This window comes from Pseudideonella sakaiensis (assembly GCF_048320135.1).
Lineage (GTDB): Bacteria > Pseudomonadota > Gammaproteobacteria > Burkholderiales > Burkholderiaceae_C > Ideonella_A > Ideonella_A sakaiensis_A.
On sequence record NZ_CP182947.1, the window covers coordinates 2124409 to 2137733 of the forward strand.

A 13325-nucleotide genomic window follows, 5' to 3' on the forward strand; every position below is an offset into this window, starting at 1 on the left:
CACCGCCGGATCGAGCGCCATGGCGCCTGGTTCAACAAATCCTGCTAAAGCGTTCGCCGCGGATCCCTGACAACAGAACCGGCAACGCAAGTTTGCAACCTGTTGTTTTTTCTGGAGATACCCGCGTGTCAAACGACTTCCTCTTCACTTCCGAATCGGTTTCCGAAGGCCACCCCGACAAGGTCGCCGACCAGATCTCGGACGCCATTCTCGATGCAATCTTCAAGCAGGACCCGCGCTCGCGCGTCGCTGCGGAGACGCTGACCAATACCGGCCTCGTCGTGCTGGCCGGTGAAATCACCACCAACGCCCACGTCGACTACATCCAGGTCGCGCGCGACACGATCAAGCGGATCGGCTACGACAATACCGAATACGGCATCGACTACAAGGGCTGTGCGGTGATGGTCTGCTACGACAAGCAGAGCAACGACATCGCGCAGGGCGTCGACCACGCCAGCGACGACCACCTGAATACCGGCGCCGGCGACCAGGGCCTGATGTTCGGCTACGCCTGCGACGAGACGCCGGAACTGATGCCGGCGCCGATCTACTACGCGCACCGCCTCGTCGAGCGCCAGGCGCAGCTGCGCAAGGACGGCCGGCTGCCGTTCCTGCGCCCGGATGCGAAGAGCCAGGTGACGATGCGATATGTCGACGGCAAGCCGCACAGCATCGACACCGTCGTGCTGAGTACGCAGCACAGCCCTGACCAGAGCGAAACCGCGCACAAGATGAAGGCCTCGTTCAACGAGGCCATCATCGAAGAGATCATCAAGCCGGTGCTGCCGGCCGAGTGGCTGAAGAACACCAAATACCTGATCAACCCGACTGGCCGCTTCGTCATCGGCGGCCCGCAGGGCGACTGCGGCCTGACCGGCCGCAAGATCATCGTCGACACCTACGGCGGCGCCTGCCCGCACGGCGGTGGCGCGTTCAGCGGCAAGGACCCGAGCAAGGTCGACCGCTCGGCCGCGTATGCCGCCCGTTATGTCGCGAAGAACATCGTCGCCGCCGGCCTGGCGCGCCAGTGCCAGATCCAGGTTGCCTATGCAATCGGTGTCGCGAAGCCGATGAACGTGACCGTCTATACCGAAGGCACCGGCGTGATCCCGGACAAGCAGATCGCCGAACTGGTGCAGGCCCACTTCGACCTGCGCCCGAAAGGCATCATCCAGATGCTCGACCTGCTGCGCCCGATCTACGAAAAAACCGCCGCCTACGGCCACTTCGGCCGCGACGAACCCGAGTTCAGCTGGGAAAGTACCGACAAGGCGCAGGCGCTGCGTGCAGCGGCCGGGCTGTAAGCCCGGCAGGCGCGAAGCGCCTCCTGCGCCTTGGGGCGACGCTCATATCCGCGCAGCGGATGTGAGCGGAGACCACAAAGCTGCTGCGCTGCGCGCAGCAGCCGGGCTGTAAGCCCGCCGCGCGCAAGCGCGGTGTCGGTGCTTGGGCGACGCTCATATCGCGAAGCGATGTGAGAGGAGACCAACAACTGATAAGGCTTAGATCCTTCGGGCAGCGGCTGGGCGGTAATCCCGGCGGACGCCAGTCCGGCAGCCTTGCAGCGCAGGCTCACATCGCGCCAGCGATGTGGAGAAAGGGGCCACTTGGCCCCTTTCGTTCGTCTGCAAGCCTCGCATCGGCAAGGCATGATCCGCACCAATGCCCTCTTCCAGGACGCCCACGCTCGACGATCTGCGCCGCCACGCCGTCGCGCGCAGCCTGTTCAGGCCGACCACCTTGCCGCAGGCGGTCAGGCGTCTCGGTTTCGTCCAGGCCGATCCGATCCGTGCACCGGCGCGGGCGCAGGACCTGATCCTGCGCCATCGGGTCGCCGACTACCAGGCCGGCGAACTCGAGCGGCGTTATCCGCGGCTCGACGTCGAGGAAGATTTCTTCATCAATTACGGCTTTCTGCCGCGCAGGATTGTCGACCTGATGCATCCGCGGACGCCGCCGCAGCCTTGGTCGACGCAGCGTTCGGCGCAGGCTGCGGCGGTGCTCGAGTTCGTCCGCGAACGCGGTGTGGTCCATCCGCGCGAGGTCGACCAGCACTTTGCCCACGGCAAGACGCGCAACTGGTTCGGCGGCACGTCGAATGCCAGCACCGAACTGCTCGACGCGATGCACTACCTCGGTCTGCTGCGCGTGGCCCGGCGCGATGGCGGAACGCGGGTGTTTGCGGTCCGGGCAATCGACGACGCTGCTGAACCGGTCGATGCGGCAACATCGCTCGACGCGCTGGTCGATGTCATCGTCGATCTTTATGCACCGCTGCCGGCACGCAGCCTGAGTGAAGTCGTCTCGCGGCTGCGTGCCGGCACGCCGCAGTGGGCGGGCGAAGTGCGCCCGGCGCTGCAGCGCGCGCTGCAGCGGCTGCCGAGCGCGCGCGTCAACGGCATCGACTGGTTCTGGCCGGCCGGCGAAGACCCGGCGTCGCGGCGCCACCAGGCCGACGACGCGGTGCGGCTGCTGGCGCCGTTCGATCCGATCGTCTGGGACCGCCGCCGCTTCGAGCTGCTGTGGGGCTGGGCTTATCGCTTCGAGGCCTATACACCGCCAGCACGCCGGCAGCGTGGCTATTACGCCTTGCCGATGTTGTGGGGAGAGCAGGTGATCGGCTGGACCAACCTCGCGGCGCGCGGAACAACGCTCGATGTCGCGAGCGGATTCGTCGCCGGCAGTGCACCGCCAAGCCGCGAATTTGCCACTGCATTCGACGAAGAGATCGAACGTCTCAGGCAATTTCTGATGCTTCAGGCAACCATCGGCTGAACGCGGCACCGCTTGCCGCCGCGAGGATCAACCGGCGCGCTGCTCCTCGAGCGCCGCCGCATGGCTCGCCAAACGCCGGCTCAGGCGGTCGAGGTCGACCGGCTTCACGAGATGATCGTCGAAGCCGGCATCGCGGCTCTCCTTCAGATCGGCGGCCGAGCCATAGCCGCTCAGCGCCAGCATCAGCAACGACCGCCCGCCGGCCAGCGGCCGGCAAACACGTGCCAGTTCGTGGCCGGACATGCCGGGCAGGCCGATATCGAACAGGCCGACGTCGGGCTGCCATTCGGGCCACAAGGCCAGCGCAGCCGGACCGTCGCCGACACACACCGCCTCGTGACCCCATTCGACGAGGATGTCGCGCATCGCTTCGGCGGCATCGGCGTTGTCCTCGACGACGAGCACCCGCATCTTCGCTGCTGTCGACCCGGCTTCGGATGCAGCCCCGACGGCCTGTTCCATGGCTGGCGGCGCGGCTGGCGGCGCGGCCGGCGGCTGCTCGTCAACCATCAGCGGCAGCCAGACCCGCAGCTCGGTGCCACAGCCCAGCCCGGCGCTTTCAGCCGCGACCCGGCCGCCATGCATCTCGACGATCGTCCGGACAACCGCGAGGCCGACACCGAGCCCGCCATGCAGGCGATCGAGCGAGCGATCGGCCTGCACGAACAGTTCGAACACCTGCGGCAGCAGTTCGGGGCTGATGCCGGCCCCATCGTCGCGCACCGAGACAACGATCTCACCGTCACTGCGCCTGCCGCCAATCGACACTTCGCCGCCGGGCCGGCTGAACTTGATCGCATTGCTCAGCAGGTTGCCGAAGACCTGGACCAGCCGCACCGCATCGCCGTCGATCCGCACCTGCAGCGTTTCGTTGTCGACCCGCAGATGCAGACCATGTTCCTCAGCTTTCGAGCGGAACATCTCGACCGCCTTGCCGACCACATCGTCGAGCTGCAGCGGCTGCTTGTGCAATTCGATCTTGCGGTGCGTCAGGCGCGCGACGTCGAGCAGATCGTCGACCAGTCGCTTCAGGTGACTGAGCTGGCGGCGCATCATGTCGGCGACACGCTCGATCTTCGGATGCTCGGCGCGCAGCGACTGCAGCAGGTCGACGCCGAGCGTCATCGGCGCCAGCGGATTGCGCAGTTCGTGCGCCAGCATCGCGAGGAATTCGTCCTTTCGAAGGCCGGCTTCCACGAGTTGCTGGCTGTAGATCTCGAGCTTGGCTTCGGCATCGCGACGTCGCGAGATCTCCTTCGACAGCTCATCGATGCGCTGGTTCAGCAACAGGAAGCGGCCGACCACTTCGTGTCGATCGAACAGGCGCAGCGAGACCCACGCCGGTTCGTCACCCTGGCGGGCCTTGATCGCGGCGAGCTCGACGCGGGTCGCGACCGGCCGGCCGGCGACAACCTGGAAATGCAGTGTGCCGAGCAGGCGCTGCGCGCTGCGCGACCCGAGACGCAGCAGATCGGCGACGACCGCATCGCTATCGTTGGTCAGCGACCCGAGCGTGCGGTTGACGAGTTCGGCAGGGCGGCAGCCGAGCAAACTGCCGGCGGCCCGGTTGGCAGTCAGCACGAGACCATTGCCGTCGACCAGCAACGTGGCCTCGGAAAGGATCTCGGAAAAACGGGCGAAGGTGTCCGGAGTCACGCCGAGCAGAAGCGAAGCCGGCCTACGATCCGAAATATTCGCGGCCGTCTGCGGCTGCAGCCTCGACCGACGGCTTCAGATAGACGACGACGCGGCATTCGCCATGCCCTTCGGCAATCGTCTTCTCGAGCGCGACCTTCGCATAACCGAGGTTCTCAGCGGCAATCACACCGAAGACGTTCGACGTCATCATGCACATCGCCGGCCTGCCGAGCACCTTCTCGGCAAACGGACAGTCACCGTTGCGCAACACGATGCGCTCGTCGTTTTCCTCGACGATGCTGAAGCTGCCCTTGATACGCCGCTTCAAATCGACCAGCACCTCGGCGACCTGGCTGCGCGACAGTTCCGGCAGCTGCAGCGCCGCCTTGTAGTCCTGGTTGATCTGGTCGCCGATGCGCTGTCCGACGACGCTGATGAAGCCGGAGGCCTCCTCGAGGCCGACCACATCCTGCAGCGTGCCGGACAACTCGCGGATCAAGTTGCGCAGGAAGACATCGCGGTCCAACGGGACCGACAATGCCGGGACGGGCGTGGTGTCATTGGCCATGTCTGCCTAGCCTCGTTCAATTGGTCGACCAATGGTAGCCGACGCGCCGGCGCGCCGTCGCCACCTGCCGGCGGAATCCCCATCGCCTGCAGCAGCACTTCAGGCCGCGCCGCGGCAGGCCAGCACGCGATCGGCCAGTTCGGCAAACCCGGCGCCGCGCTCACCACGCGTCAGGTAACGCGGCCAGACCGTCAGCTGGTCGGCAAACCGCAGCAGATTGGCAACGCCGACACTGAGCGGGATGCGCTCGAACATCTGCTGGTCGTTCGTCGAATCGCCGACATAGGCCCAGCGTTGCAGTTCGTCGTCGCCTTCCAACCCGAACAGCTCGCGCAGCATCCAGCGTGCGCCGCTCAGCTTGTCGTGGCTGCCGTACCAGCCGTTGATGTGGATCGAGCTGACCGTCGCGTTCATGCCGGCTGCGCGCATCAGCGCAACGACGCGGGCAATCGCCGTCTCGTCGAGGTGCTCGAATTCGCTGTGGTCGATCGCGATGTCGGTGACGCGCCCGGCGCTGTCGCGCGCCAGCGTCGCACCCGGCACCGACTCGACGATCTGCCGGGCGACCTGCGCCAGCCGCTTTGCATTGGCGACGCGGGTCGCCTCATCCTGGGCATAGTCGATCCGCACGCCGTCGGCCTCGTCGCGGAACAAGGCCACCGCACCGTTTTCGGCGACGATCGCGGCAATCGGCCATTCCCGTGCAAACGGCTGGCTCCAGCCCATCGGCCGGCCGGTGATCGCGATCACCGGAATGCCGGCCGCCGCGAGCCGCTGCAACGCGGCCAGCGCTTCCGGCGCGATCGCGCCATCGCTGGTCAGCGTGTCGTCGATATCGGTCAGGATGCCGCGCAGATGGCGCAGTTCGTCGTCGGTACAGTCGGCCAGGGGCAATGGGGAAACAGGCATAGGCTGGCAATGTAGCCGCAGTGCGCAGCGGGCCGAGGCGTTACTTCGTCGGCCGCACCACGGCGCGGCCTTGATACCGCCGCCCCGGCCGTTTGAGGAACGATCGAGAAGAGGTAATCTGGCATGTCCACCAACCGTCGAACTCAATAAGGGAGTTCCAATGAAAGTTCAGGTTGCCATCATCGGCGCAGGCCCGTCGGGCCTGCTGCTTGGCGCGATGCTGCACAAGGCCGGCATCGATGCGGTGATCATCGAGCAGCGCAGCGCCGACTATGTGCTCGGCCGCATCCGCGCCGGCGTGCTCGAGCAGGGCACCGTCGAGATGCTCGACCATGTCGGCGTCCGCGAACGGATGTTCAAGCAGGGCCTGTGGCACGACGGCTTCGAGATCGGCTATCGCAACAGCCACCACCGCATCGATTTGAAGACGCTGACCGGCGGAAAGCGGGTGATGGTCTACGGCCAGACCGAGGTCACCCATGATCTCATGGACGCGCGCAGCGCCGCCGGCGCGAAGACCGTCTACGAGGCCGAGGATGTCGCGGTCCACGATTTCGACACCGGCAAGCCGCGGGTCACCTGGCGCAAGGACGGTGCGGAGCACGAACTGAGCTGCGATTTCATCGCCGGCTGCGACGGCTTCCATGGCGTCAGCCGGCGCAGCGTCCCCGAAAACGCGATCCAGACCTACGAGAAGGTCTACCCGTTCGGCTGGCTCGGCGTGTTGAGCGATACGCCGCCGGTCTCGCACGAGTTGATCTATTCGAACCACGCGCGTGGCTTTGCCTTGTGCAGCATGCGCTCGATGACGCGCAGCCGCTACTACATCCAGTGCCCGCTCGACGACAAGGTCGAGAACTGGAGCGACGATGCATTCTTCGACGAACTGCGCCGCCGCCTGGATCCGGCCGCCGCCGAGGCGATGGTGACCGGCCCGTCGATCGAGAAAAGCATCGCGCCGCTGCGCAGCTTCGTTGCCGAGCCGATGCGCTTCAGCAGCCTGTTCCTCGCCGGCGACGCCGCCCACATCGTGCCGCCTACCGGCGCGAAGGGCCTCAATCTCGCGGCGTCCGACGTCCATTACCTCGCCAACGGGCTGATCGAGCACTACCAGGAAGGCAGCGCTGCCGGCCTCGACGCCTACTCCGAGCGCTGCCTGCGCCGGGTCTGGAAAGCAGTGCGCTTCTCGTGGTGGTTCACCTCGCTGATGCACAAGTTTCCGGACGACACCGGTTTCGGGCAGAAGATCCAGGAGGCCGAGATCGGCTACCTGCTCGGCTCGACCGCGGCATCGACCGCGCTGGCCGAGAACTACGTCGGATTGCCGCTCGAGGTCTGAGCGGCAGACGGCTCACCGATCGGCCCGGCCGCCTGCCGCGATGCCCTATCCTTGACGGTCCGGTATTCGCCGGATGCCGCGGGCCAGCGTCGGGACTTTTGATCTCTTGTCCGACCGTCATGCCCGGGCCCGTGCGGAATAGCCATCGATCCGACCACGAGGAGACCGTCAATGACCCACGCCTTCATCTGCGATGCGCAGCGCACACCCTTCGGCCGCTATGGCGGCGCCTTGTCGGGCGTGCGCACCGACGATCTCGGCGCAATCCCGCTCGCCGCGCTGATGGCGCGCAACCGCGAGGTCGACTGGGCGGCGGTCAGCGACGTGATTTTCGGCTGCGCGAACCAGGCCGGCGAGGACAACCGCAATGTCGCGCGGATGTCGAGCCTGCTCGCCGGACTGCCGATCGCGGTGCCTGGCGCGACGCTGAACCGCCTGTGCGGCTCCGGGATGGACGCGATCGGCACCGCAGCGCGGGCGATCAAGGCCGGGGAGGCGCAGCTGATGATCGCCGGCGGTGTCGAGAGCATGAGCCGTGCGCCGTTCGTGATGCCGAAGGCGGAAACCGCCTTCAGCCGCAACAACGCGGTCTACGACACGACGATCGGCTGGCGCTTCGTCAACAAGCTGATGAAGGCGCAATACGGCATCGATTCGATGCCGGAGACGGCCGAAAACGTCGCGACCGACTTCAAGATCGAGCGCGAGGCGCAGGACCGGATGGCACTGGCCAGCCAGCAGAAGGCGGTGGCGGCACAGAAGGCCGGCGTCTTCGATGCCGAGATCGCACCGGTGACGATCGCGCAGAAAAAAGGCGACCCGATCGTCGTCGACAAGGACGAACATCCGCGCGATACCAGCCTGGAGGTCCTTGCGAAACTGAAGCCGATCGTCAAGCCCGACGGCACGGTGACCGCCGGCAATGCATCCGGCGTCAACGACGGCGCCTGCGCACTGCTGCTGGCCAGCGAAGCTGCTGCAGCAAAAAACGGGCTGACGCCGCGGGCGCGCGTCGTCGGCATGGCCACCGCCGGGGTCGCCCCGCGCATCATGGGCATCGGCCCGGCACCGGCGACCCGCGCGGTGCTGGCGTTGACCAAGCTGTCGCTGGCAGAGATGGACGTGATCGAACTGAACGAGGCATTTGCCGCGCAGGGCCTTGCGGTGCTGCGCGACCTCGGGCTGCAGGACGACGATCCACGCGTCAATCCGAACGGCGGCGCGATCGCGCTCGGCCACCCGCTCGGCGCCAGCGGCGCCCGTCTCGTCACCACCGCGGTCAACCAGTTGCACCGCACTGGCGGCCGTTATGCGCTGTGCACAATGTGCATCGGCGTCGGCCAAGGGATCGCGCTGATCGTCGAGCGCGTCTAGGCATCGTGCGCATCGAGGATTGAGAGGCGCGGCAACTGCGGATTTACCGCGCTTTTCAGTCGATCAACCGTGCGGCGCAGTTCTAGACTGGTGCCGGCCCGCATGCTCAACCGGGCCGAGGAGTGCGTCTCATGTCTCCGAACCGCCGCCGCTTCGCCCGCATCGTCGTCGATCTGCCGGCGTGGATCGAATCCGGCAGGCACCGCTGGCCAGTGACGGTGATCGACCTGTCGTTCAAGGGCGCACTGGTAAAGATCCCTCCGGCATGCCAGATCAGCGCCGGCACGAACTGCGAACTCGGCCTGGTCAACACCGACGACATGGCCAGGGCCGACAAGGCATTCGTGCACATGGATTGCGAAGTCCGGCACAGCGACGGCTCGATGTTGCGCCTGGCCTGCCTGCAACTCGATGACGCCAGCCTCGAGCAGTTGCGCGAGATGTTCGCCTGCAGTCTTGGCGACCCGATGCTCGAGGAAGTTGTCTTCGACAGCTGAGCCTCGGGCCATCGGGACGGTTTTGACGCCGTTTGTTCGGCGTTGGAATCGAGGCTGGGCCGAATCTCATTCCGTGGGAGGGGCTTTAGCCCCGATTCGGGCTGGCGCCATCGCGCATGCTGCGTCCGAGCGAGGACGAGGCCGTCGGGCAGCCATCTGACTCCGTGTCCTCCGTCGCCTTCGGCTCCTCCCCCTTTACCTGCGTCAGACGGCCGCCCAACGTCCTCGCCTGCATCATCGAGCTCTTCATCGAATGACCGGCTGTGTCCACGCGGCAGGCGGTGCCCGGACGGGGCGATTTATGCGGCGGCGAGCAGCGGAGGGCTCGGGGCCCGCGCGCGCAGCGCGCATCAACAACAAACTTGTCGCAGACTGTTTGAACGGAGCGAACGCAGTGAGCGCAGTGAGTTTCTGCGACGGGCCCCGAGACCGAGCAGCACAACGCAGTCGGCGCGCCAGCGACGACCGCCGCATCATGAGCTACGGCCGGGTGCCGCCTGCCGCGCCGCTCGGCCAATGCAGGCAATTAGCCGCGATGCCACAAGCCCGAATCGGGACTGAAGCCCCTCCCACCAAGGCGCTGCAGAGGTCGGTGACCACGCCGAATCGGGGCTGCAGGCCCCTCCCACAAAGTCCGCCGATGCGGTCAACTCGCAGCGGAATCAGAACGCCAGAAACGTCACCCCTGCGCCGATGCTGGTCTGGCGGAAGTTGTAGTCGGTCAGCGTTTCGCCGTAGCCGCGGAACAGCTGGACATACCAGCGCAGGCCATTCGGCTGGTCGCGGTAGATCGGGTAGGTCCACTCGAACTCAAGCGCGCCGAAACTGACATTGCGCAGGCTGGAGCGGTAGGTCAGCGCCATCGTCGCCAGTTTCGATGTCCAGTCGAGCCTGAACTCACCACGGCCCCGAAAAGCCAGCAGGTCCGGGTTGTTGTCGCTCGAATAGGGTTCGTTGATTCGCTTGTTGACCCGCGCGGTGAACGCCAGGTTGCCGCGTTCGAAGCCGGCACCGAGGTAGTAGCGGTTCCAGCTGCGCGACAACGGGTCGGACTGGCCATTCGACTGGTGCGCAATCCCGAGCTGCGTATACCGCCAGCGCCAGCCGAACGGCAATTCCTGCAACGCATACGAGGTCGGCACGATGTAGATCGCCTCCGGCTCGTAGTCGCTGTTGCGGAAGGGTTTCGAATCCTGCGTATTCCAGATCTGCCAGAGCGCCTGCTGGGTGAATGCCAGCCACAGGTCGGCACCGGGCAGCAGCAGATCCTGGACGACCTTGGTGCGCAGCGACAGCTGGAATTTGGCTTCGACGACGCGGTAGTCAGGCAGGTTGACCACTTGCTGCGTCGGCGACTGCGGCGTGCGGTTGATGCGGCTGGTCAGGTGCAGCGGCAGCACGTAGTTGGGCCGGTAGCCGATGAAATTGAAGGTGCCGCGTTTGTCGGCATCCTCCAGTTCCCAGTACGCCGACATCAGGCTGCCGCTGCCACCGGGCTCCTGCGCAACGGCAACGGGCATGCCCCCTGGCGCAAGCAGCGTCGTCGGCGCCGTGTCAGCCGGCGTGACCGGCTCAGGCGGAGCTCGGCCGGCGAGCAGGTCATAGCAAGCCAGCCGATCGGCCGGCGCACCGATCGACGCACACTCGGCCAGACGCAGCGGTTCGATTTGCGGCAATGCCGGCGACTGGGCGCGGCTGCCGGCTGCGACGCCGCAAAGCGCCGCAGTCAATGCCGCGCCGCTGACGGCGCGCAGCGTTCGGCCGGCGGCAATCCGGGAAAAAGCGCTGCCCCTCACCAGGAGCCGGTGTTGGCCATCGATGCCCACGGCTCGGCCGGCGCCAATGCGTCACCGGCCTGCAGCAGTTCGATCGAGATGCCGTCCGGCGAGCGCACGAAGGCCATGCGGCCATCACGCGGCGGCCGGTTGATCGTCACGCCATGGTCCTGCAGCCGCTGGCAGGCGGCATAGATATCGTCGACCTGGTAGGCCAGATGGCCGAAATTGCGGCCGCCGGTATAGGTTTCCGGATCCCAGTTGTAGGTCAGCTCGACCTGCGCCGACGAGTCGCCCGGCGCAGCGAGAAAGGTCAGCGTGAAGCGGCCTTGCGGCACTTCGCGCGAGCGCAGCACCTCGAGGCCGAGCGCATCGCGGTAGAACTTCAGCGAAGCCTCGAGGTCGGTGACGCGCACCATCGTATGCAGGTATTTCATCTTGTCGGTCTGGTTTGGAGGCTGCCGATGGCGGCCGATCGCGGGAGGTACACAATGTCGATTCCGTCGAAAGGAATCCGAACATGATCCTTGAAGTTGCCGATCTTCGCATCAAGCCGGGCCAGCAGGCCGAATTCGAAACCGCGCTCGCCAAGGGGGTCGGCGAGGTGATCAGCAAGGCCGACGGTTATCTGTCGCACAAGGTGCAGAAATGCATCGAGACGCCAGAGCGCTATCTGCTGATGATCGAGTGGCAGACGCTCGAGCACCACACCGTGACATTCCGCGAAGGGCCGCTGTTCCCGCAATGGCGGGCGATCGTCGGGCCATTCTTCGCATCGGCGCCGGTGGTCGAGCACTTCAAGATGATTTGACCCCCGGAGCGGCCTTACGGCGCCTCCCGAGCGCAGTCAGCTTCCCCGACCCGTGGCCAGCAGCGGCGGCTCGCGCCGCAGCCAGTCGCCGATCGCGCTTTCGTAGGCCGCGGCAAATCGCAGCAACTGCCGTTCGCCGAGCGGCTGGCCGATCAGCTGCATGCCCATCGGCAGCCCCTGCGGACCGAACCCGACCGGCACCGACAGCGCCGGCAGGCCGGCCAGCGTCGCGTGGATCACGACCTCCATCCAGCGGTGGTAGGTATCCATCTCGACGCCGTTGATCGAACGCGGCCAGTCGATCTGCTTGTCGAACGGCCAGACCTGCGCTGACGGCAGCACCAGCAGGTCGACACGCGACAGCAGCTCCAGCATCTGCTGGTGGAAATGGCTGCGCGCCAGGCTCGCCGCGCAGACGTCCTCGGCGCTCATCGCGAGGCCTTGCTCGACCTCCCAGATCGCCTCCGGTTTCAGCAGTGTGCGCCGCTGCGGATCGCGGTAGAGCGCGACCAGCCGGCCGGTGACCAGCCAGCGGCGCCAGTCGAGCCAGGTCTGCCAGACCTCGGCCGGTGAAAAATTGGCGGTGAGTGGCTCGACGCGACAACCGATCGTTTCGAGCCGACGCAAGCCGGCTTCGCAGGCGTCGAGAATGCCCGGCTCGATCGGCAGGTGGCCGCCGAGATCGCCGAGCCAGCCGATCCGGCAGCCACGCAGTTCGGCATCGCTGGCGATGCCCGGCTCGGCCAGTTCGGACGCCGGCTCGGCAATCGACAGCGGCGCCCGGTGATCGCGCCCGGCCTGCACTGCGAGCAGGCGGGCGACATCGCGGACGCTGCGGCCCATCGGCCCCTCTGTGCTCAGCTGCTGGATGAAGAGGTCGGCCGGCGGGCCGCTCGGCACCCGCCCGGCGCTCGGCCGCAGGCCGAATACACGATTGAACGCGGCCGGATTGCGCAACGAACCCATCATGTCGCTGCCGTCGGCAACCGGCTGCAGCCGCAGCGCCAGGCTGACCGCTGCACCGCCGCTGGAGCCCCCGGCGCTGAGGGCCGGCTGCCAGGCATTGCCGGTGCGGCCAAAAACCGGGTTGTAGCTGTTCGATCCGAGGCCGAACTCGGGCACGTTGGTCTTGCCGATCACGATGCCGCCGGCCGCCTTCATCCGCGCGACCATCAGCGCGTCGGCGGTCGGCACATGGTCGGCGAACAGCGGCGAACCGAGCGTCGTGCGTACGCCGGCGGTTGCCGCCAGATCCTTGATCGCCATCGGGAAACCGTGCATCCAGCCGGTCGGCAGCCCTTGCGCCAGCTGCGCGTCGCGGGCGTCGGCCTCGGCCAGCAAGCATTCCGGCGGCTGCAGGCTGACGATGGCATTGACCTGCGGGTTGAAGGCGTCGATCCGCGCCAGATAGGCCGCCATCACCTCGCGGCAAGACACCTCGCGCTGGCGGATTGCCTGCGACAGCGCGCAGGCATCGAGGCGACTCAAGCTATCGGCATCCATGGAGGGTCGTCGTGTGTCATCCCGCCATCGATCGGGGCGCCGATTGTCCCTCAAATGAGGGGTGTATCGCGGCATCACGGGGACTGCGGAGACTTACGAGCGCACAATACGGGGTGTGCACGCGGGCTCCCTG

The 13325-nt window shown here is 66.5% G+C and carries 12 protein-coding genes; 6 read left to right on the top strand and 6 right to left on the bottom strand.

Annotation, left to right across the window (positions count from 1 at the left end; genetic code table 11):
* Positions 1-125: 125 nt before the first annotated feature.
* Positions 126-1307, top strand: coding sequence for a methionine adenosyltransferase (gene metK, locus ACNH6H_RS09495; protein WP_418317256.1), 1182 nt, complete (start codon positions 126-128; stop codon positions 1305-1307).
* A gap of 358 nt (positions 1308-1665) precedes the next feature.
* Positions 1666-2778: a DNA glycosylase AlkZ-like family protein gene (locus ACNH6H_RS09500; RefSeq protein ID WP_418317257.1), complete on the top strand. Its 1113-nt coding sequence runs from the start codon at positions 1666-1668 to the stop codon at positions 2776-2778.
* A 27-nt stretch (positions 2779-2805) separates the two neighbouring features.
* Here ACNH6H_RS09500 and ACNH6H_RS09505 read toward each other — a convergent pair whose 3' ends face one another.
* From ACNH6H_RS09505 to ACNH6H_RS09515, 3 genes are all read right to left on the bottom strand, one after another.
* On the bottom strand, positions 2806-4434 hold the full coding sequence (locus tag ACNH6H_RS09505) for an ATP-binding protein (protein ID WP_418317258.1): 1629 nt from the start codon (positions 4432-4434) through the stop codon (positions 2806-2808).
* A gap of 22 nt (positions 4435-4456) precedes the next feature.
* Entirely contained in the window at positions 4457-4984 is a 528-nt protein-coding gene (locus ACNH6H_RS09510; RefSeq protein WP_418317259.1) for a methanogen output domain 1-containing protein, read from the bottom strand.
* 99 nt (positions 4985-5083) lie between these two features.
* Positions 5084-5893 (bottom strand): HAD-IIB family hydrolase, encoded by an 810-nt coding sequence (locus ACNH6H_RS09515; protein WP_418317260.1) that lies wholly within the window; start codon positions 5891-5893, stop codon positions 5084-5086.
* Between the two features lie 160 nt (positions 5894-6053).
* On the opposite strand from ACNH6H_RS09515, the gene pobA reads away from it, so the two are divergent.
* The 3 genes from pobA to ACNH6H_RS09530 all read left to right on the top strand — a co-directional run bounded on the left by pobA (position 6054) and on the right by ACNH6H_RS09530 (position 9103).
* A complete protein-coding gene (gene pobA / locus ACNH6H_RS09520; RefSeq protein WP_418317261.1) occupies positions 6054-7232 on the top strand; it encodes a 4-hydroxybenzoate 3-monooxygenase in 1179 nt (392 codons plus the stop codon).
* Between the two features lie 171 nt (positions 7233-7403).
* Entirely contained in the window at positions 7404-8606 is a 1203-nt protein-coding gene (gene pcaF / locus ACNH6H_RS09525; RefSeq protein ID WP_418317262.1) for a 3-oxoadipyl-CoA thiolase, read from the top strand.
* 131 nt (positions 8607-8737) lie between these two features.
* Entirely contained in the window at positions 8738-9103 is a 366-nt protein-coding gene (locus ACNH6H_RS09530; protein ID WP_418317263.1) for a PilZ domain-containing protein, read from the top strand.
* Between the two features lie 662 nt (positions 9104-9765).
* On the opposite strand, the gene ACNH6H_RS09535 is transcribed toward ACNH6H_RS09530, so the two are convergent.
* Together ACNH6H_RS09535 and ACNH6H_RS09540 are read right to left on the bottom strand one after the other, a co-directional pair.
* Positions 9766-10899, bottom strand: a complete 1134-nt coding sequence (locus ACNH6H_RS09535; RefSeq protein WP_418317264.1) for a phospholipase A — start codon at positions 10897-10899, stop codon at positions 9766-9768.
* Complete coding sequence (locus ACNH6H_RS09540; protein WP_418317265.1) at positions 10896-11315, bottom strand: VOC family protein; 420 nt, start codon at positions 11313-11315, stop codon at positions 10896-10898. The genes ACNH6H_RS09535 and ACNH6H_RS09540 overlap by 4 nt, the downstream gene beginning before the upstream one ends.
* An 83-nt stretch (positions 11316-11398) precedes the next feature.
* On the opposite strand from ACNH6H_RS09540, the gene ACNH6H_RS09545 reads away from it, so the two are divergent.
* Positions 11399-11689 carry an antibiotic biosynthesis monooxygenase family protein gene (locus tag ACNH6H_RS09545; RefSeq protein ID WP_418317266.1) on the top strand — a complete coding sequence of 97 codons (291 nt, stop codon included), beginning with the start codon at positions 11399-11401 and terminating at the stop codon, positions 11687-11689.
* 36 nt (positions 11690-11725) lie between these two features.
* On the opposite strand, the gene ACNH6H_RS09550 is transcribed toward ACNH6H_RS09545, so the two are convergent.
* Positions 11726-13192, bottom strand: a complete 1467-nt coding sequence (locus ACNH6H_RS09550) for an amidase (protein ID WP_418317267.1) — start codon at positions 13190-13192, stop codon at positions 11726-11728.
* Between the last annotated feature and the right edge of the window lie 133 nt (positions 13193-13325).